Annotated in this window: 21 protein-coding genes; 19 read left to right on the forward strand and 2 right to left on the reverse strand. The window is 53.1% G+C overall.

Features of this window, described 5'->3' with window-relative positions:
* The first annotated feature begins 186 nt into the window (after nucleotides 1–186).
* The 10 genes from trpC to AADEFJLK_RS09295 all read left to right on the forward strand — a co-directional run bounded on the left by trpC (nucleotide 187) and on the right by AADEFJLK_RS09295 (nucleotide 8,538).
* Nucleotides 187–987 (forward strand): indole-3-glycerol phosphate synthase TrpC, encoded by an 801-nt coding sequence (trpC, locus tag AADEFJLK_RS09250; RefSeq protein WP_103974038.1) that lies wholly within the window; start codon nucleotides 187–189, stop codon nucleotides 985–987.
* A 54-nt stretch (nucleotides 988–1,041) separates the two neighbouring features.
* Complete coding sequence (locus AADEFJLK_RS09255; protein ID WP_103974039.1) at nucleotides 1,042–1,719, forward strand: DUF2914 domain-containing protein; 678 nt, start codon at nucleotides 1,042–1,044, stop codon at nucleotides 1,717–1,719.
* A gap of 143 nt (nucleotides 1,720–1,862) precedes the next feature.
* Complete coding sequence (locus tag AADEFJLK_RS09260) at nucleotides 1,863–2,258, forward strand: hypothetical protein (protein WP_103974040.1); 396 nt, start codon at nucleotides 1,863–1,865, stop codon at nucleotides 2,256–2,258.
* Between the two features lie 81 nt (nucleotides 2,259–2,339).
* The gene (guaA, locus tag AADEFJLK_RS09265) at nucleotides 2,340–3,926 is read left to right on the forward strand and encodes a glutamine-hydrolyzing GMP synthase (protein ID WP_103974041.1); all 1,587 of its coding nucleotides are present in this window, start codon (nucleotides 2,340–2,342) and stop codon (nucleotides 3,924–3,926) included.
* Between the two features lie 3 nt (nucleotides 3,927–3,929).
* The gene (tadA, locus tag AADEFJLK_RS09270) at nucleotides 3,930–4,394 is read left to right on the forward strand and encodes a tRNA adenosine(34) deaminase TadA (protein WP_103974042.1); all 465 of its coding nucleotides are present in this window, start codon (nucleotides 3,930–3,932) and stop codon (nucleotides 4,392–4,394) included.
* A 406-nt stretch (nucleotides 4,395–4,800) separates the two neighbouring features.
* Nucleotides 4,801–5,601: a TIR domain-containing protein gene (locus AADEFJLK_RS09275; protein ID WP_103974043.1), complete on the forward strand. Its 801-nt coding sequence runs from the start codon at nucleotides 4,801–4,803 to the stop codon at nucleotides 5,599–5,601.
* 196 nt (nucleotides 5,602–5,797) lie between these two features.
* A complete protein-coding gene (locus AADEFJLK_RS09280; RefSeq protein WP_103974044.1) occupies nucleotides 5,798–6,097 on the forward strand; it encodes a hypothetical protein in 300 nt (99 codons plus the stop codon).
* A gap of 275 nt (nucleotides 6,098–6,372) precedes the next feature.
* Nucleotides 6,373–7,761 (forward strand): ATP-dependent RNA helicase DbpA, encoded by a 1,389-nt coding sequence (dbpA, locus tag AADEFJLK_RS09285; RefSeq protein WP_103974169.1) that lies wholly within the window; start codon nucleotides 6,373–6,375, stop codon nucleotides 7,759–7,761.
* Nucleotides 7,762–7,938: 177 nt separating this feature from the next.
* The gene (locus tag AADEFJLK_RS09290; protein ID WP_088621245.1) at nucleotides 7,939–8,145 is read left to right on the forward strand and encodes a CopG family transcriptional regulator; all 207 of its coding nucleotides are present in this window, start codon (nucleotides 7,939–7,941) and stop codon (nucleotides 8,143–8,145) included.
* 18 nt (nucleotides 8,146–8,163) lie between these two features.
* Nucleotides 8,164–8,538, forward strand: coding sequence for a hypothetical protein (locus AADEFJLK_RS09295; protein ID WP_211299183.1), 375 nt, complete (start codon nucleotides 8,164–8,166; stop codon nucleotides 8,536–8,538).
* On the opposite strand, the gene AADEFJLK_RS09300 is transcribed toward AADEFJLK_RS09295, so the two are convergent.
* Both AADEFJLK_RS09300 and AADEFJLK_RS09305 read right to left on the reverse strand, forming a co-directional pair.
* Complete coding sequence (locus AADEFJLK_RS09300) at nucleotides 8,535–8,786, reverse strand: hypothetical protein (RefSeq protein ID WP_103974045.1); 252 nt, start codon at nucleotides 8,784–8,786, stop codon at nucleotides 8,535–8,537. The genes AADEFJLK_RS09295 and AADEFJLK_RS09300 overlap by 4 nt on opposite strands.
* Nucleotides 8,787–8,827: 41 nt before the next feature.
* The gene (locus AADEFJLK_RS09305; RefSeq protein ID WP_088621243.1) at nucleotides 8,828–9,073 is read right to left on the reverse strand and encodes a DUF7230 family protein; all 246 of its coding nucleotides are present in this window, start codon (nucleotides 9,071–9,073) and stop codon (nucleotides 8,828–8,830) included.
* Nucleotides 9,074–9,146: 73 nt separating this feature from the next.
* Here AADEFJLK_RS09305 and mnmG point away from each other — a divergent pair, with 73 nt between their 5' ends.
* From mnmG to AADEFJLK_RS09355, 9 genes are all read left to right on the forward strand, one after another.
* The gene (mnmG, locus tag AADEFJLK_RS09310; RefSeq protein ID WP_103974170.1) at nucleotides 9,147–11,018 is read left to right on the forward strand and encodes a tRNA uridine-5-carboxymethylaminomethyl(34) synthesis enzyme MnmG; all 1,872 of its coding nucleotides are present in this window, start codon (nucleotides 9,147–9,149) and stop codon (nucleotides 11,016–11,018) included.
* Entirely contained in the window at nucleotides 11,018–11,647 is a 630-nt protein-coding gene (rsmG, locus tag AADEFJLK_RS09315) for a 16S rRNA (guanine(527)-N(7))-methyltransferase RsmG (RefSeq protein WP_088621241.1), read from the forward strand. The genes mnmG and rsmG overlap by 1 nt, the downstream gene beginning before the upstream one ends.
* A gap of 4 nt (nucleotides 11,648–11,651) precedes the next feature.
* Nucleotides 11,652–12,419, forward strand: a complete 768-nt coding sequence (locus AADEFJLK_RS09320; RefSeq protein ID WP_088621240.1) for a ParA family protein — start codon at nucleotides 11,652–11,654, stop codon at nucleotides 12,417–12,419.
* A complete protein-coding gene (locus tag AADEFJLK_RS09325) occupies nucleotides 12,406–12,669 on the forward strand; it encodes a hypothetical protein (RefSeq protein WP_103974046.1) in 264 nt (87 codons plus the stop codon). The genes AADEFJLK_RS09320 and AADEFJLK_RS09325 overlap by 14 nt, the downstream gene beginning before the upstream one ends.
* A gap of 610 nt (nucleotides 12,670–13,279) precedes the next feature.
* A complete protein-coding gene (locus AADEFJLK_RS09330) occupies nucleotides 13,280–14,161 on the forward strand; it encodes a ParB/RepB/Spo0J family partition protein (protein ID WP_088620804.1) in 882 nt (293 codons plus the stop codon).
* 108 nt (nucleotides 14,162–14,269) lie between these two features.
* The gene (locus AADEFJLK_RS09335) at nucleotides 14,270–15,865 is read left to right on the forward strand and encodes an acyl-CoA ligase (AMP-forming), exosortase A system-associated (protein ID WP_103974047.1); all 1,596 of its coding nucleotides are present in this window, start codon (nucleotides 14,270–14,272) and stop codon (nucleotides 15,863–15,865) included.
* A complete protein-coding gene (locus AADEFJLK_RS09340; protein ID WP_211299184.1) occupies nucleotides 15,862–17,097 on the forward strand; it encodes a pyridoxal-dependent decarboxylase, exosortase A system-associated in 1,236 nt (411 codons plus the stop codon). The genes AADEFJLK_RS09335 and AADEFJLK_RS09340 overlap by 4 nt, the downstream gene beginning before the upstream one ends.
* A 436-nt stretch (nucleotides 17,098–17,533) precedes the next feature.
* The gene (locus tag AADEFJLK_RS09350) at nucleotides 17,534–18,970 is read left to right on the forward strand and encodes a lipopolysaccharide biosynthesis protein (protein WP_146054550.1); all 1,437 of its coding nucleotides are present in this window, start codon (nucleotides 17,534–17,536) and stop codon (nucleotides 18,968–18,970) included.
* 167 nt (nucleotides 18,971–19,137) lie between these two features.
* Nucleotides 19,138–19,989, forward strand: coding sequence for a radical SAM protein (locus AADEFJLK_RS09355; protein ID WP_103974049.1), 852 nt, complete (start codon nucleotides 19,138–19,140; stop codon nucleotides 19,987–19,989).
* Nucleotides 19,990–19,997 lie beyond the last annotated feature (8 nt).

The raw sequence follows: 19,997 nt of genomic DNA on the forward strand, positions 1-19,997 counted from the left end.
CTTTTCGGTCGTATAGGTTTGAGCCTATGCCAATAGCCTTAGGAAATAAGCCGGGGTTTAGGATAAACGCGGTGCAGGCTCTGTTTTACCGGGTGGCCTGTGGTCGGTTTGATTTTGCAACCCCACGGCCCGTCCGCCTCCTTTCCATTTTTTGCCCCTTACTGATACCCTTAGGATACCCCCAAGATGAGCAACGAACCTGATATTTTACAAAAAATCCTGAGCCAAAAAGTCATCGAAATCGCCACGCGCAAGCAAGCCATGACGATTGCCAACTTGGAGGATATGGCGGAATCCGTCGCCAGTCCGCGCGGCTTCGCCCATGCCCTACAGCGGCAAGTGCAGGCGAAAAAACCCGCCATTATTGCCGAAATTAAAAAAGCCTCGCCCAGCCAAGGGGTCATCCGCGAAAACTTTGAACCGGTCAGCATTGCGCGTGATTATGCGATGAGTGGGGCGACCTGTTTGTCGGTGCTGACCGACAAGGCATTTTTCCAAGGTTCCGAAGTGTATCTGCAAATGGTCAGGGAGCGCTGCCCGTTGCCGGTGCTGCGCAAAGATTTTATGATTGACGTTTATCAAGTCTACGAAGCGCGGGCCTTAGGGGCCGACTGCATTCTGCTGATTGTCGCGGCGCTGACCGACGGGCAAATGCACGAACTGGAAGATGTCGCCACCCAATTGGGCATGGATGTGTTGGTGGAAGTCCATAACGCTGATGAGCTGACCCGCGCCCTGACCCTAAAGACCCGCTTATTGGGCATCAACAACCGCAATTTGCGCACCTTTGAGACGTCCTTGCAAACCACCTTAACATTGCAGGCGGCCATCCCTAGCGACCGCATCATCATCACCGAAAGCGGCATCCATAGCCATGACGATGTACAATTGATGCTCGATAACGGCATTTATGGCTTTTTAGTCGGCGAAGCGTTTATGCGTGCCGACAGCCCCGGACAAAAAATGCGTGACTTGTTCGCGCTCTAATGGCTTTGTCTGACCAAGCTGTGCTCTTGCATTTAACTGACCGTGGGTGATTTTATGGCTGAGAAAAAAAATCTGACAATTAAGGTCAAATATCCGACTGCCGCCAAAACCAGTAAGGCCTTATCGCCCAGTGCCGCCGTGATTACCGTCTGGAATGTCCAACGGATCGGCTTGGCGGCGGCGGCATTGCTGGGGTTTTTGCTGCTGATCGTGTATGCGTTCAGCGATGATGATACGCCACCGCCCGCCGTAGTGGCGGACAGCCCTAGCGCCCAAGCTGCACCCGCACAGGCAGTGCCTGCCGCGCCTAAAACGCCCGCCGCACAACCGCCGGTAGTAACGCCTGTGCCCGTCGCGGCAAACCCGTCGGTGGCCGTTGCGTTGCCGCATGAGCAAGCACGGATACGGCGGGCAGTGCTGGCGGCGCGTATCACCGATAAAGAACCGGCAGACGAAATTGTCCGGGGCGTGACCGTGCCGCCAGGACAATTGAAAACCGCCTATTACTTCAACGAATTGCGTGGCATGACCGGAAAAATACTCTATCATGAATGGCTCCGTGATGGGGTTTCGGTCATGAAAGAGCCTTTGCAGGTCGGTGCCGACCGTTGGCGGGTCAGCTCGCATAAAACCTTTGATGATAAGGCCGCTGGGCAATGGACGGTAAGGCTTTTGGACGATACCGGCAAGCTGTTGGACGAAAAAACGTTTGCTGTCAGTGTCGGGCAGTAAGGAAAAATAACGGCAACTTGAACTCCCCGCCGCCGCCTTCTGTCTTACGCGTAGTTTCCCGCTGTCGGCACTGTTCAGATTTTATTCATGAAGGCTTTAGTAGACTGAAGCCAATTTTATAACCAACCCATGCAGGACATTTTATGAACAAACTCTCCATCTGTATCGCCCTTACCGGAGCCGCATTACTGTCTGGTTGCGCGAGCCAGACGGGCTGGGCTCCCACCGTTGATACCTATAACGACCCTAAAGCTTTCCGTCTTAACCAAGATATGCAAGAATGTCAGCAACTGGCGGCACAGGCTTCCGGCGGCACGGCTAAGGAAGCGGCGATTGGCGGTGGTGTCGGTGCGGTAGCCGGTGCGGCGGGCGGTGCTATGCTCGGCGCTATTGCCGGTAATGCCGGCACCGGCGCAGCCTTAGGCGCGGTGGTCGGCGGTCTTGGCGGTGCTGGCCAACAAGGCCTTGAATCCGACAAACGCTATAAAAGCGCCTATAACAACTGCCTCAGTGGCCGCGGCCATCGGGTCATCCGCTAAAGCGTTTTGCCAACACCGTATTTTAGGGGGGCTGCGTGCCCCCCTTTTTATTGACGAACCTTTCATCTGACGAGTATCACTGTGACGCAAACAGCAACCGACATCCACGCCCATAAAATCCTGATTTTAGATTTCGGCTCCCAATACACCCAACTGATTGCCCGCCGCATCCGCGAAATCGGCGTGTATTGCGAAATTTATTCCTGCGAATGCAGTGCGGCGGAAGTGGCAAACTTCGCGCCCAACGGCATCATCCTGTCCGGCGGCCCGGAAACCGTCACCAGCGCCGACACGCCCCGCGCCCCGCAAATCGTCTTCGAATTGGGCGTACCCGTATTGGGGATTTGCTACGGTATGCAGACCATGGCGGAACAACTGGGCGGCAAAGTCGAAAGCTCCAACCACCGCGAATTTGGTTATGCGCAAATCCGGGCGCGGGGCCATTCCAAACTGCTCAACGGCATCGAAGACCATCTGTCACCCGAAGGCTTCGGCCTGCTTGATGTCTGGATGAGCCACGGTGACCGCGTGAGCGTCCTGCCCGAAGGCTTTAGCCTGATCGCCAGTTCCGAAGGCGCACCGATTGCCGGTATCGCCAACGAAGCCCAAGGCTTTTACGCCGTGCAATTCCATCCCGAAGTGACCCACACCCACCAGGGCGGGCGTATCCTATCGCGCTTTGTCTTGGACATTTGCGGCTGTGAGGCCTTATGGACAGCCGGACATATCATTAATGACAGCATCCAAGCGGTACGCGCCAAAGTCGGTAGCGATGCGGTGATTTTAGGCCTGTCCGGTGGGGTCGATTCCTCCGTGGTCGCGGCCTTGCTGCATAAAGCCATCGGTACGCAACTGACCTGCGTATTCGTCGATACTGGACTGTTGCGCCTGCACGAAGGCGACCAAGTGATGGCGATTTTTGCCGAACATTTGGGCGTTAAAGTCATCCGCGTCAATGCCGAATCCCGCTATCTCGCCGCCTTGGCAGGGGTCAGCGACCCTGAGCAAAAGCGCAAGGTTATCGGCAACCTGTTTGTCGACATCTTCGACGAAGAAGCGGCGAAATTGACCGATGCCCGCTGGCTGGCACAAGGCACCATTTATCCCGATGTCATCGAATCTGCCGGGGCGAAAAGCGGCAAAGCGCATTTGATCAAATCCCACCACAATGTCGGCGGCTTGCCGGAAAACATGACACTGAAACTGGTCGAGCCGTTGCGCGAGCTGTTTAAGGACGAAGTGCGCAAAATCGGCTTGGAATTGGGTCTGCCCGCCGAAATGGTGTTCCGCCACCCCTTCCCAGGCCCCGGCCTAGGGGTGCGGATTTTAGGCGAAGTCAAAAAATCCTATGCCGACCTGCTACGCCAAGCCGATGCGATATTTATTGAAGAGCTGTATCGCCATGACCTGTACCACAAAGTCAGCCAAGCCTTTGCCGTATTCCTGCCCGTCAAATCGGTCGGGGTGATGGGCGACGGGCGGCGTTATGATTACGTCATCGCCATCCGCGCCGTCGAAACCATCGACTTTATGACCGCACGGTGGGCGCACTTGCCTTACGAGTTCTTAGACCTGATTTCCCGCCGCATCATCAACGAAGTGGCGGGCATTTCCCGCGTCACCTACGACATCTCCGGCAAACCGCCCGCGACCATTGAATGGGAATAAGGTATGGGGAGTAGCGCCAGCCCCGATGATGAAGCCTGGCTGCGTTATGCCATTCGCTTGGCACAACGCGCCGAAGCCCAAGGCGAAGTCCCGGTCGGCGCGGTCGTGGTCAAGGATGGCCGCTGCATCGCCGAAGGCTGGAACGCCCCCATCGCCCAACACGACCCCACCGCCCACGCCGAAATCATCGCCCTGCGCCAAGCGGGCTTGGCGGTGCAAAACTACCGCCTGACCGATGCCACCCTGTACGTCACCTTAGAGCCGTGCGTGATGTGCATGGGCGCGATCAGCCACGCCCGCATCAAACGCTTGGTGTTCGGCGCTTTCGACCCCAAACGCGGCGCAGTCTGCCACGCCCTCAGCCTGACCGACGCGGCGTTTTTAAACCACCGGGTCGAATGGCAGGGCGGGGTGTTGGAGGAGACGTGTGGGGAGTTGCTGCGGGAGTTCTTTCGGGCTAGGCGGTAGGGTGTTGCCGTTTGGCTGAGCTTTTGCAGGGGGGTAGGAGTACGCACCCTAAGTTATCCCTCAGCGCATAAGTGCCTTTCATTCTCGCCAACCCTGCCGGATATCGCTTACCATAAAACAGAATAAACTGCTTGATCCACTGTGCATAAAGCGCATCCGTACTGATGCTATATACTGGACACGGAGGCGGTCACGCACTTGGCTCAAGAGCGTCGGAGGCTGAATAACCACTGTGGAACGCATCGGCATAAAAAGTTTGCTAACAATATAATTGGGTAGTATATTCTTGAAAAAATATAAGTAATGTTATATGCCTTTTTATATGTCATTCAATGTGTGTTTACAGATACACCATTAATATTAGACCTTAAATCGAGTATTTCGATTCACAGTAGGAGTTTAAACATTGAGCATTGAGTTCTTAGAAACTGATTTTGACAAAGTAAGCTACCTTGTTAATTTGCTAACGGCACGAGCGACTGGCATGGCTGCCGATTCAGGAGAATTTGAAGTTCTTAGGCGTGAGCTTCTGAGTAACCCAAAGCTAATGCCGTATTTACCGCAATGGCTAAAGCAGCATCCTAATCTTGGTTCATTTTGGAGTTTCATTAAGCCCAAGTTTGGTAGTTATGCCGAGCGACGTACATATCTATCGGAACAATTTACCCCACTGTTAGATTTTTTAGAGCTTGGGCAGCAAGCAACCCTTCCAAAAAATGAACCAATTCAAAATGAGATTAAGCTATCAAAAGTTGCAAGAAATAAACGAAAGGTATTTATTGTTCATGGTCGAGATAATGGAGCCAAGCAGGAAGTCAGCCGCTTTATCGAGCAGCTTGAATTAGATGCAATTATATTACATGAGCAAGCCAGCTCTGGAATGACAATAATTGAAAAAATCGAACGATATTCAAATGATGCAGATTTTGCACTTGTGCTTTATACGGCTTGCGATCAAGGAAGAGGTGTGCATGAATCAAACATCCATCCTAAAAATCGGGCACGCCAAAATGTAGTTTTTGAACATGGATATCTTATGGCGAAACTTGGTAGGGAAAATGTCTGTTCTTTAGTTAAAGGCGACATTGAAACACCTAATGATATTAGTGGTGTTGTGTATGTTGATTTAGATAGTTATGGTGCGTGGAAAATTGTAGTGGCAAAAGAATTAATAGCTTGTGGTTACGCAATTGGTAATATTTTCTAATCAATACCGAAAACCTAACAAGCCAGTCAAAGGGGCTGCTCGCCATTCCCGTTTGCGAAATTTTTAGCTTTCACAGGTAAACGGCTTTGCTGTAGGCCATCGGGCGGGGCTGCCCTTTACCGTAACGTTATGCCCACTGATCGAAAAACATCCGATACAACGTAAACATCGTTTAAACTGAAAAAAGAGGTGAAAAATGCTCTCTGAAGTGGAACGTTTTCAGCAGGATTTGCTTGGGTCAGCCAAACAAATGTATATAAATCAACGGGGCTCGGTCTTTCTCAGCAACGCATCGTCGAGTACCCGTCGGGTTGTCATAGAGCCATGGGCAGTGGAGTTTGAGCTTCCAAGCAAGTCATACTGTGAGGTCGTTTCAGTTGGGGGATCGCTTCCCCCCGACATTGAAGTCGAAGATGACGAATATGGGTTCATGTTCTGGATCAACAACATGGGTGCAATCTACGAGTATTGGCAGGATGGAGAACTGATCGATTGAGGTTCCTCAAAACTTAAGGGCATTGAAGCCATTTTTACAATGGAGAACCCATTTTGTCTGGTTTTTTGCCGTCACTTTATGAGCGAGTAATGGAGGTTGCTGCATGAATGCAAAAATTCAACCTATAACGTTCTGAGCTTTTGCCGGAAAAACCCAAACCCACCGAAAAATAAACAATATCCCACGAAACCCTACTGCTTCCCCGCCAGTATTGTTATCATAAGCTATTGAATGGCGGCAGTTCGCCGCTGTTCGCTTGCCTACAAGAGCCATTCGTGAATACTGCCGCTTTTTCGTCGTTACCCCTCAACCCAGCTTTGCTGGAAAATATCGCCTCGTTGGGCTATACCCACCTGACCCCCATCCAAGCCGAAACCCTGCCGCCCATCCTGGAAGGCAAAGACGTGATTGCCCAAGCGAAAACGGGCAGCGGCAAAACGGCTGCGTTCGGCATTGGCGTATTGTCGCGTTTGGAGTTTAACCGCTTCAATGTCCAAGCCTTGGTGATTTGCCCGACCCGCGAGCTGGCCGACCAAGTTTGTAAAGAAATCCGCCGCTTGGCACGGTTTACCCAAAACGTGAAAGTGCTGTCCTTATGCGGCGGTGTGCCGTTTGGCCCGCAACTGGGATCTTTGGAGCATGGTGTGCATATTGTGGTCGGTACGCCGGGGCGTTTGCAGGAGCATTTGCGCAAGCGCAGCCTGCGCCTGAACCATCTGAAAGTGCTGGTGCTGGATGAGGCGGATAGGATGTTGGACATGGGTTTTGAAGAAGCCATTTCAGATGTCATTTCCTACGCGCCCACGCATCGGCAAACCCTGTTGTTCTCGGCGACTTATGCTGACCCGATCCGCGAGATCAGCAAGAAATTCCAATTTAAGCCGATTACCGTCAGCATCGACAGCAGCCACCACGATAGCGTTATCGGCCAGCATTTCTACCAAGTCGACAAGGCGCGGCGCATGAGCGCTTTAGGCTATCTGTTGGCCTATCACCGCCCCGAATCGACGGTGGTGTTTTGCAATACCAAGCGCGAGTGCCAAGATATTGCTTCGACTTTGGATAACTGCGGCTTTTCGGTGCAAGCTTTGCACGGCGATTTGGAGCAAAAACATCGCGACCAAGTGTTGGTCAGGTTTGCCAATAAAAGTTGTTCGGTGTTGGTCGCCACCGATGTCGCGGCGCGGGGGCTGGACATTAAAGAATTGCAAGCGGTGATTAATTATGAACTGCCTTGGGACCCGGAAATATACGTCCACCGCATAGGCCGTACTGGCCGCGCGGGCAAGCTGGGCTTGGCCTTAAGCTTATGTACCGAAGCCGAATTGCCGCGCGTTAAGGCCATAGAAGACTATCAGGGTGTGGCGGCAAAATGGGATGAAGTCGCTCCGTTCCCGATGGCTTACGCCGAACGCTTCCAACCGCCGATGGTGACGCTGTGGATAGACGGCGGGCGGAAAAACAAATTGCGCCCGGGCGACATTTTAGGAGCGTTAACAGGCGACGCGGGTCTGGCGGGCAGTGCCATCGGCAAAATTGACATCTTCGACGACCATGCTTATGTGGCGGTTAGCCAAGATAGCGTTGATGAGGCGTTGGCGTGGCTGAAAAGGGGCAAGATTAAGGGGCGTAGCTTTATGGTGCGCAAGTCGCAGTGGGGCTAAAGTTGGTACACTCGGTTATATCGTGCAATGGCTAAAGACCATTGCACTCCGTTCGGTGCGGTCTCTCCGTTGCGGTTGCCTTGGGCATAGTTATATGGCTTTTATACGGTTGACGTAGGTATTTCATACACATACAATAACCTTTCGTAATTCCTCGGTATTTTAGGATAGGCAACTATGGCGACAAGAAAAGTGACGGTGAATCTGCCAGAAGATCAAATCGAGTTTCTCCAGCAGATTGCTGCAAAAGATCACCTGACATTTACTGATGCCCTGCGTAGGGCGATCAACTCCGAAAAGTTCTTTGTGCAACAGGAAAATGCCGGGTGCAAGGTGCTTGTTGAAGGCCCTGACCAGCGCATCCGCGAAATTTTACGCAAATAGCGGCACATTGGAGGCTTTATGACCCAAGGCGATGGTCTGTCAGATAGTGTCATGGTTAGTGGTGACGCATTAGTAGCGTCATCCGGGCAAGACGATAGTTTGGATTATTCGGGTGATGCCGCCAGTAAGAACCCTGTTGTTACGCCGCAGTTTGGTGATTTCTATGATCCGAGACCCCAAGAAGATGGGGCCCGAAGGATCATAGCGTATCTTTTAATCGGGCTGCTATGGTTTGTTGTGGGTGGCATGTTTGTGCTGTTGGCCTTCGGGTCAATTAAGGTTATTGATATTAAAGAGTTTGCTGTAGTGCTCGGCCCTATAGTCACTCTGGTCTCGGCGGCAACGGGTTTTTACTACGGGACAAAATCCACCGTACCGTCAAATAATGCCTAAAGCGGCTTTGCTGTCATGCCCTGCATTTGGTTAGCGTAGTCTTTTCCGCTGGTTGCTGGCGGTAAAGGCTTACCGCTTCTTATCGACAGGGCAATGCTTGCCTCGGCTATCTCACAAAGTTCAGAGAAAACCTGTTTTTCGTCCTTACCGTGGCAACCGCCATAAAACAGCCCCGGACAACTGCCGATAAAGCATTGGTCTTCATCCGACCATGCCATGATTTTTGCATAACGCTGTGCCGTCTTCACTTTATGGTTCCCTAATCAGCCTTATTCGGCTAAAAATGGTTTTACTGAGGCGAACACAGGGCGGTAACTGATGACGCGCCCACCAACCCGGCAACCGTGCAAGCGGCTTCTGCAAACAGTCTCAAAAAACTAGTTGCAGAAGCCTCCTGCTTCCGGTGCTTAGCGTTGCGGCGGTATTGGGTTTTATCTTGGAAGACGTGCGCCTTATTAAACTGGTGGGCGAACTTGGCGACGGGATTTTGTAAAACAATCTCCGGCGTTGGCTGTTGATTTTTACGTTTTTTCATGGATTACCTCTTATAATATGCACATTAATGCGCCGCGCCGTTGCGGCACTATGAACAGAGTAAAGTAAAAGCCATGAAATTCAAAAAAGATTTTGATGTGATTGTGGTCGGTGGCGGACACGCGGGTACTGAAGCGGCGTTGGCGGCGGCACGGGCAGGGGCTAAGACCTTGTTATTGACGCAAAATATCGACACCTTAGGGCAAATGAGCTGCAATCCGGCCATTGGCGGCATCGGTAAAGGCCATTTGGTGAGGGAGATTGACGCACTGGGCGGGGTAATGGCGCAAGCCATCGACGTGGGCGGCATCCAGTTCCGCACCCTTAACGCCAGCAAAGGCCCGGCGGTACGCGCCACCCGTGCGCAAGCCGACCGGAAATTATACAAGCAAGCCGTGCGCACGGTGTTGGAAAACCAGCCGAATTTGGCCTTGTTCCAGCAAACGGTCGCCGACTTGATTGTCGAAAACCACCGCGTCGCCGGGGTCAAAACCCAAATGGGTTTGGACTTTAAGGCCAAAGCGGTGATATTGACCACAGGCACATTTTTGGCGGGTAAAATCCATATCGGTTTGGAAAATTATAGCGGTGGCCGGGCGGGCGATTCGGCTTCGGTCGCCTTGGCGGAACGCTTGCGGGAAATGCCGTTTCGGATTGACCGCTTAAAAACAGGTACGCCGCCGCGTATCGACGGGCGCACCATTGATTTTAGCCAATTGCAGGAGCAGCATGGCGACACGCCGATTCCGGTGTTTTCGTTTATGGGCAAGCCGAGCCAGCATCCCCGGCAAATCCCTTGCCATATCACCCGCACCACGCAAAAAACCCATGATATTATCCGCGCCGGGCTGGACAGGTCGCCGCTGTATTCGGGGGTGATCGAAGGCATCGGCCCGCGTTATTGCCCGTCGATAGAAGATAAGGTGGTGCGTTTTGCCGACCGCGATTCGCATCAGATTTTTATCGAACCGGAAGGTTTGGACACCCACGAGATTTATCCGAACGGCATTTCCACCAGCTTGCCGTTTGATGTCCAGTATGAATTTGTCCGCTCTATGCCGGGCTTTGAGAATGCCGAAATCATCCGTCCGGGTTATGCGATTGAGTATGACTTTTTCGATCCGCGCGATTTAAAAATGTCCTTGGAAACCAAGCATCTGGATGGGCTGTTTTTCGCAGGTCAAGTCAACGGCACGACCGGTTATGAAGAGGCGGCGGCACAGGGGCTGATTGCGGGCTTAAATGCGGCGCGGCAGGTGCAGGGCTTGGAAGCATGGTGTCCGGCGCGGGATGAGGCCTATATGGGCGTGATGATTGATGATTTGATTACCCGTGGCACCCAAGAGCCGTACCGCATGTTCACCAGCCGCGCCGAGTACCGCTTGTTGTTGCGCGAAGATAACGCCGATTTGCGCCTGACCGAAAAAGGGCGTGAATTGGGGCTGGTCGATGATGCCCGCTGGCAAGCGTTTAGTGCCAAGCGCGAGGCGATTGGCGGCTTGCAAGAGATCCTGAAAAAGACCTGGGTGCGGGCGGACAGCGAAGCCGCCGCCCAAGCGGAAGCTTACTGGGGTAAGCCGTTGTTAAAAGAAGCCAATTTAATGGAATTGTTACGCCGCCCTGAAGTGGATATCGCCCGGTTATTGGCTTTTGTGCCGGATACCGACGGCTTGTCCGAAGCAGTCAGCGAGCAGGTGGAAATACAGGCGAAATATGCCGGGTATATCGTCCGGCAGCAATCGGAAATTGACAAATCTTTGCGCTATGACCATTTAAAACTGCCGGAAAGCCTCGATTACAAAGGCATTCCTGGCTTATCTAACGAAGTGAGCGAGAAGCTGAAAAACCAACGCCCGGAAACCTTAGGGCAAGCCTCGCGCATTCAAGGTATCACCCCGGCGGCCATTTCCTTGCTGCTGGTCCACTTAAAGAAGAAATCGGCCTAATGGACGCTTGCGAACACGAATTACACCACGGCTTACAGGCTTTAGGGCTAACGGTAGAACCAGCCGCCAGCACCGCGTTGCTGGCGTTTATCGCCCTGATGGAAAAATGGAATAAGGCTTATAATCTGACCGCCATCCGTCATAAGGAGGCGATGGTCGGGCTGCATTTGTTGGACAGTTTGGCGATTATGCCGCACCTGCACGGGACACGCATTATCGACATCGGTACGGGAGCGGGCTTGCCCGGCATCCCGTTGGCGATTTGTTGCCCCGAAAAATCCTTCACCTTGCTGGATAGCAATGCGAAAAAAACCCGTTTTGTCCAACAAGCCATCTTGGAACTGAAACTGAAAAATGTTACTGTCTGCCATCAGCGCGTGGAAGATTATCACCCCGAACAGGGTTTTGACTCTATACTGACCCGTGCTTTTGCCAGTTTGCCGGACATTATCGCCTTAACGGCGCATCTGGTGGCGGCGGACGGGGTGCTTCTAGCCATGAAAGGCCAGGCGGCCGAGGCGGAAATGGCGCAAGTCACCGCGCCGACAACACTGATACCTATCACCGTGCCGGGCATTGCAGCCGAAAGATGTCTGGTGCGTGTCACAACGCTAGACCAACCGAGGTAAGGAAGTGGGAAAAATAATTGCCGTCACCAACCAAAAAGGGGGGGTAGGAAAAACAACAACTAGCGTTAACCTTGCGGCTTCCTTAGCCGCCGCCAAACGCCGCGTGTTGCTGATGGATTTGGATCCGCAAGGCAATGCCGCGATGGGCTGTGGGGTTGATAAGGACAATGTGGCGTATTCCAGCTATGATGTGCTGATGGACGATGTCCCCGCCAGTGCGGCGGTGGTGGTGCGCGACGAATTGGGCTTCTCGGTGATTCCCGGCAATGCCGACCTGACCGCCGCCGAAGTGCAGTTAATGAACGCCGACCGCAAGGAGTTGCGCCTGCGCGATGCTTTGGGGCAAATCACCAGCCAATACGACTATATCCTGATCGATTGCCCGCCGTCGCTGAATATGCTGACCTTAAACGCCATGGTCGCCGCCAATAGCCTGCTGATTCCGGTACAATGCGAATATTACGCCTTGGAAGGCTTGTCGGCGTTGATGACGACGCTGAAAAACATCCAGAACACGGTTAATCCCGGTTTGTATCTGGAGGGTATTTTGCGCACCATGTTCGATGACCGCAACCGTTTGACCAAAGATGTCTCCGAGCAACTGCTGCGCTATTTTGGCGACCAAGTGTTCAGGACGTATATCCCCAGGAACATCCGCTTGGCCGAGGCCCCCAGCCACGGCTTGCCGATCTTGGCTTATGACAAATCCTCACGCGGGGCGGTGGCCTATAACGCGCTGGCCGAAGAAATGATAAACAATGAAAAGAAATAACCCCTCTAACGAAAGAAAACGCGGTGGCCTCGGTAGGGGCTTAGAAGTCTTGTTGGTCGACACCAGCCCCGTGGAAGGTGTTGCCCCACCGCCCGCCGCCGCATCAGAAACGGCCCCCGCAGCGAATGCCAGTACCATCGCCTTGCAAGGCGCCTTACACGTTGAGCGTAAGCAATTATTGCAGGAAGCCGAGGCGTTAAGGATTTTGTTGCTGGAATTTGACTTGCTGGTGCGGGCGGATTTGCATTGAGGGCGGGGCGGCTTTCATTATAGTTAATGGCTATTTGCCAAAATTCGCTTAAGTAGGTGTGCCTATATTTTTTAACATTGTTATCTCTGCCTTGCCCTGAGCGAAGCCGAAGGGAACAGGGGGAAGGGGCTTTTTCCCCTGACTTTCACCTGTACGACGGGGAGATGGCTGGGGCGGGGTTTATTCACGAATGTTAAAAGATATAGGCACATCTACTTATGCTCGATCATCAAGTTTTTCATAAAACCCGCCCTGAATAGGGTAGGGAATTTGTTAAAAACACAAATGTGTAGGGTAAGACTGCTCCCTCCCCTGATGGGGAGGGTTGGGGTGGGGAGAATAAAATCAATGATTTATACTTATGGCTTAGAGATTTTAATCAGACTGCTTTCTGTCTGATTAATGAAAAAAGCCTTATTTAGATTCTCCCCACCCCATCCCTCCCCATCAGGGGAGGGGGGGGGGCGGATTCCATTGCAACTTGTTGTTTTAAATTAATTTGTTAAACTTTTCAATATCCGGTAGCTGAGCTATTTATCCGAATATTAAAAACTGGATGATCGAGTTATAGGGTTCTTATTCCAACCATCAAACCGACAAGTAGCAAGCAATGGCTGTACAAAAACGTGGATTAGGCCGTGGCCTGGATGCTTTATTGGGAGAAATAACGCCAAAAGACGGCGGGATGGCTGCCGATGACAGCGTTGTGGCAGTGGCTAAGCAGCAACCGCAAAATTTGCCGATAGAATATCTGCAACGGGGCAAATACCAGCCGCGTAAGGATATGAACCCTGAAAAATTACAGGAACTGGCCGATTCTATCAAAGCCCAAGGCATTATCCAGCCTATCGTGGTGCGTCAAGTGGCGGCGGAAAAATACGAAATCGTTGCAGGCGAACGGCGTTGGCGGGCGGCGCAATTGGCTAGCTTGCCAGAAGTGCCGGTGCTGATCCGGGAGATTGACGACCGCGCCGCGATGGCGATTGCCCTGATCGAAAATATCCAGCGCGAAGACCTCAATCCCTTGGAAGAGGCCGATGCGTTGCGGAAATTGCTCGACGAGTTCGCCATGACCCATCAGCAAATTGCCGATGCTGTCGGCAAATCCCGGGTCACCGTCACTAATTTGTTGCGCCTGCTCGAACTGAACTTCGAAGTCAAAAAACTGCTGGTGAACCGGCAGTTAGAAATGGGCCATGCCCGTGCCTTGTTGTCGCTGGGCGACCCGCAGCAATTGGCGATTGCCCAAAAAATTGTCAAAGATGGCCTGTCCGTCCGCGCCGCCGAGCAATTGGTCAAGCAATCCCACGCCGAACCGAAAACGCCGGCGGAAAAGCGGCTTGATAACGACACGTTGCGCTTGCAGGATGAATTGACCGCGAAACTGGGCGCGAAAGTGGTGATCGACCACAAAGACCACGGCGGCGGCAAGGTGGTGATTAGCTATACCAGCTTAGACGAATTAGACGGGATTATCGGGCAAATAAAATAAGCCCGTCAAACCCGCAGCGTAGGGTGGCTTACTGGGGAGCGCGGTCATCTTGACCGCAAGCCGAAGGTCTGCCTTCCCTAATTTTTTGACCAGCCAGTAAAATCGATCATGCCTACCTTACTTCATCACCTGCTTTCAGAAACGCAAGCCTTACGCCCGGATGCCGAGGCTATCGTCCACAAAAAAACCGCATGGACGTATACGCAATTGCACACCTTAGTTGGGCAACAGGCCCGCGCCCTGCAAGCGGTGGGTTTACAGCCGCAGCAGCGGGTGGCGGTGTATTTGGCCAAGCAAATCGAAACGGTCAGCAGTTTTTTGGCGGTTAGCCAAGCGGGCGGGGTGTTTGTGCCGGTCAATCCGGTGTTAAAAGCTGCGCAAGTGGGCTATATCCTCAGCAACTGCAATGTCACCATCCTCATCACCTCCAAAAACCGTTTGGCAGGGTTGGCCGAGGTGTTGGCGGCTTGCCCGGATTTGCATACCGTTATCATTACCGAAGCGGAAGAGGCGGCTTATCCGCCTGTAGCGGCAAAGGCGGTGTTCGGTTGGCAAGCCTTTTTGGCGCAGGCGGCCGATTTTACGGTACCGCCGACTATCGACACCGATATGGCGGCGATTTTGTACACTTCCGGCAGTACCGGCAAGCCGAAAGGTGTGGTCATTTCGCACCGCAACCTGATTACGGGAGCGTACAGCGTCAGCGAGTATCTGGGTATCGGCCCTACCGACCGCTTGCTCGCGGTGTTGCCGTTTAGCTTTGATTATGGCCTTAACCAATTCACCACCGCGCTGTTAAAAGGCGGCTGTTGCGTGTTATTGGATTATCTATTGCCGCGTGATGTGGTGTTGGCTTTGGCACTGTATCAGATTACCGGCCTGGCCGCCGTGCCACCGCTGTGGGCGCAATTGGCGAACGTCAACTGGCCGGACGGCATCAATAGCCATTTGCGCTATATGACCAACTCAGGGGGCAAAATGCCTAAGGCCATTTTGGCGACTATCCGCGCCAAAGTCCCCGACGCACGGTTTTTCCTGATGTACGGCCTGACCGAAGCCTTCCGTTCGACCTATTTGCCGCCTGAGCAAATCGACCTGCGCCCCGATTCGATGGGCAAAGCCATCCCCAATGCCGAAATTGTTGTGGTGCGCGAAGACGGTAGTTTGTGCGCGGCGCACGAGCCGGGCGAGTTGGTGCATCGCGGTTCTTTAGTGGCGATGGGCTACTGGAACGACCCGGAAACCACCGCCGCCCGCTTCAAGCCCGCCCCCGGCCAACTGCCGCAACTGCCGTTGACGGAAATTGCCGTGTGGTCAGGCGATACCGTGACCCGCGACGAGGAAGGCTATTTGTATTTTGTGGGCCGCAAGGACGATATGATTAAAACCTCCGGCTACCGCGTCAGCCCCAGCGAGATTGAAGAAGTGGTTTATACGTCGGGTTTGGTGAAAGAAGCCGCCGCTTTGGGTATCGCCCATGACAGCTTGGGACAAGCGGTGGTGGTGGTGGTCAGTGCCGAAGCGCCGGACAGTTTCGACGCGCCCGCGTTGCTTGCCGTTTGTAAAAACCAGCTACCTAATTTTATGGTTCCCGCCAAAATCATCGCCTTAGCTGCCTTGCCGAGAAACCCTAACGGCAAAATTGACCGCAAAGCCTTAACTGAACAGTTTGCCGCCCTGTTCCAAACCGGAAACGCGTCATGAGCATTACTCCGCCCCAACATGCCGATATGGCGGATTTTCCTGTCCAGGGCAATGACTTATTGGTGGGCGGCATCCCTTTGCCGCAATTGGCGCAACGGGTCGGCAGCACGCCTTTTTATGTCTATGACCGCCGCCTGTTAAGCCAACGCGTCGCCGAGTTGCGCCATGCCATGCCGCCAGACTTAAAAATCCATTATGCCTTAAAGGCCAATCCTATGCCCGCCGTGGTGCAGCATCTGGCAACCTTGGTCGATGGTTTTGATCTGGCTTCGGCAGGGGAAATGAAAGTCGCCTTAGATACGGTTATGTCGCCCGTACATATCAGCATGGCGGGGCCGGGTAAGCGCCCCGCTGAATTGTTGCAGGCCTTGGCGGCGGGTATTACCGTCAATGTCGAGTCTTTTCATGAGCTGGAGACCCTCGCGCAATTGTCGGCACAAACCGGGTTGAAAGCGCGGGTGGCGGTGCGCATTAACCCCGCGTTTGAGCTGAAAGCGTCGGGCATGAAAATGGGCGGCGGCGCGAAGCCGTTCGGCATTGATGAAGAGCGTCTGCCGGACGCGTTACAGCGTATTAAAGCCCTTGATTTGGCCTTCCAAGGTTTCCATATTTACAGCGGCTCGCAAAACCTCAAAGCCGAGTCCATTATCGAAGCCCAGCAACAAAGTCTAGATTTGGCTTTACGCTTGGCGGCGTATTGCCCCAGCCCGATCCGCACCCTGAATATCGGCGGCGGCTACGGCATCCCGTATTTTCCCGGCGAAAGCCGTTTAGATACCCGGCAAGTCGGCACCGCTTTAGGGGCGGCAATGGCGCGGTTTAAGGCCGAGCAGCCGGACACCGAGATTGTCATCGAATTGGGGCGTTATCTGGTCGGTGAAGCGGGCTTGTATGTGGCGAAAGTGCTTGATAAAAAAATCTCGCGCGGGCAGGTTTTCCTGGTGGTTGACGGCGGTTTGCACCACCATCTGGCGGCATCGGGTAATTTCGGCCAAGTCATCCGCAAGAATTATCCGGTGGCGATAGGCACTAACATGCGCGGTACGGCCTTGGAAACGGTCAGTATCGTAGGGCCTTTGTGTACGCCTTTAGACATTCTCGCCGATAAGATGGCCTTGCCGATAGCGGACATCGGCGATTTAGTGGTGGTCTACCAATCTGGCGCGTATGGTTACACCGCCAGCCCCGGCCTCTTCCTGTCCCAGCCTAAGGCAGAAGAGCTATTAGTTTGACACGCTGTCTGGCTAACGCCCTAGGCAATGAAGGCTTTATTAACTGACGTTACGCAGTAACGTGCTTTACTCCCGTTTGCCGCGCCGAGCATCGCAGGTTTTGTCGGGATAAGCCCGCAGGGGCGCGGCAGGGATGCCGCGCGTCGGTAAATGGGCAGGAAGCCCATTTTACCGACCCCCGACAAAACCGAGAAGCGCAGGAAGAAGCGGCAACTGGGCCGCCTTTTCTTTGGATACTTTCTTTTCGACTGCAAGGATGCAGGAGGTAGAGCAATGCAGGAGCAATTGCCGAGGCGGAGCAAAAGAAAGTATCTCGCCTTCGGGTGCGAGAACCCGATTAAAAAAACCGTCGCGACAGCGACTCATCGCTACATTTTTCAATACCGAAAAAGTGACTGCGTAATATCAGTTATTAACCTCACCCCGAAAACCCATTTTGAACAGCATCAATAAGTCGTTAATTTACTCTCTGGCGGAAAGCTATCTGTGTATGCTGATCCAGATAGCATCCAGCATGATTATTGCCAGATTACTGACCCCCAGCGAAATCGGCAAGTTTTCCATCGGCATGGCCGCGTTAGCGATAGCGCACATGCTGCGTGATTTTGGGGTCGGGGCTTATATGGTACACGCGAAGGAGTTGACCAAACAGGATATGAAGGCGGTGTTCGGCATTGCCATTTTGACCGCGTGGAGCCTTGCCGCCGCCCTGTATTTTGCCCGTTACGCCATTGCCGGATTTTACCATGAACCCGCTTTGGCAGAGATTTTGGGCTGGATGTGCATTAACTTTCTGGTTATCCCCTTTAGCTCGACAGTCTTCCCGTTGCTGATGCGGGAAATGAAATTCCATCTGCTGTTTTATATTAACTTGATCCCGACCTTATTGTCGTCTGGACTGTCAATTTATTTGGCCTACCATGGCTATGGCTATATGAGTTTGGTCTGGGGGTCATTAGCCAATATCAGCTTGGCGGCGGTCATGGCGACTGGTTTGCGGCCCCGTTATTCCTTCGTATTGCCTAGCCTAAAAGGTAGCCTTCATATCCTCGCGTTTGGCGGCAAAGCCAGTCTGACCAATATCGTGGCGCAAATCGGCAATAATGCCGCCGAGCTGATGATAGGCAAAACCTTAGGCTTTGCCAGCGTCGCGTTGTTCAGCAAGGCGCAAACCTTGACGGAAATGTTCTCGCACCAATTTCTTGGCGCGATCACGAAAGTGTATTTTCCGGCAATAGCCCAACGCCATCGGGATGCGTTGCCGATTAATTCCGCTTATGCCGATTCCACCGTCTACATCACCGCGTTCGCTTTCCCGTTTTTCGGTTTTATGGCCTTATACGCCGAAGAAATTATCTTAATTATGTTCGGTAGCCAATGGTTAGCTTCGGCGGAACTGATCAGAATCTTGGCCTTAGGCGGTTGCCTGTACGCCATCACTGCGTTTGCCCCCAATACTATCAACGCCATCGGTAAGCCGGGTTTGCTGTTAAGGATACAACTGTTTATCCAATGTTTCCGCATCGGCGTTACCCTGCCTGCCGCTTTTATGTCGTTAAGCATGGTCGCCTGGGCGCAAACCGTTGCCTTTGGAGTGGGTTTGTTCATCTATCTGCCCGTACTCCGTTATTTAATCCAACTGAATGCCTGGCGGCTGTTAGGGCGGATATTCGCCGCTAATTTGATTATGGCTGCGCTAGCTTTAGCCCTCCCGTTTGCCATCAAACATTATCTGGAAGTGCAGGGCCTGCCCACGGTTGGCTTGCTGGCCTTAGCGGGCGGCAGTTTTGCGCTATCGTGGGTAGTGGCGTTATTTGTGACCCGCAACCCGTTGGCGGGGCAGTTTATGAAAATATTAGGAAAAAAACCATAACTTAAAAAAAGCCGGGCAAACCGCTTAAACCAGTGAACGTTACGCCCAACTAGGCAAGTATGTGAACATTTGTCACTCCCAGCCGTTTAGGCGCAGAAAAAAGCATATAAAATCCCCAGAAAGCCGTAGAATAGTAGGGTTAAGGCCTCACTATTTAAGCGGAATTCATGGGTTCAAAATTATCAGTCAATAGCCATCGTGCCGATATTATCGGCCTGACCTATATCTACCCGGTGCTGTCCAGACGGGCGGGCGGATTGTCTATCGGGATTAACTTTAACACCAACAATACCTGCAATTGGCGGTGCGTCTATTGCCAAGTGCCTAATCTGACCCTGGGCGCGGCTCCGGCCATTGACTTTGCCTTATTGGCGGCAGAATTGCGGCAGTTTTTGGCGGATGTCCTGCACGGGGATTTTTATGACCGTTTTGAAGTCGATGCCGATAAGCGGGTGATTAAGGATATTGCCATTGCGGGTAATGGCGAGCCGACGACGCTGAAGGAGTTCGCGCGGGCGGTCGGGCTGATCGGGCAAATCGCCACCGAGGCGGGGGTATTTCCGGCCAGCGATTATGTGCTGATCACCAACGGCAGCCTGTTGCACCAACCTAGGGTGCAGGAAGGCTTGCGGGTGCTGAACGCGTATCACGGGCAAGTGTGGTTTAAGTTTGACAGCGCCACCGAAGCGGGGCGGTTGTTGGTCAATAATTCTGGCCAAAGCTGTCAGGCGGCGGTGCAAAATGTCCTGACCGCCAGCCAGCTCTGTAAGACCAAGCTGCAAACCTGCCTGTTCGATTTTGCCGGACGCGGCTTGCCGGAGAGCGAAAAGCAGGCGTATCTGGCAATGTTAAGGCAACTGAAAGACCACTGTAATGTCCGGCAGATTATGCTCTACACCATTGCCAGACCATCGGTGCAACCGGAAGCGGCACAGTTGGCCAAGCTGCCGGTTGAAGAATTGGCAGCGTTTGCCGAAGAGATCCGCCAACTAGGTTTTACCGTGTCCGTAAGCGGCTGAGCGGGCTT

Source organism: Methylovulum psychrotolerans, from assembly GCF_002923755.1.
Lineage (GTDB): Bacteria > Pseudomonadota > Gammaproteobacteria > Methylococcales > Methylomonadaceae > Methylovulum > Methylovulum psychrotolerans.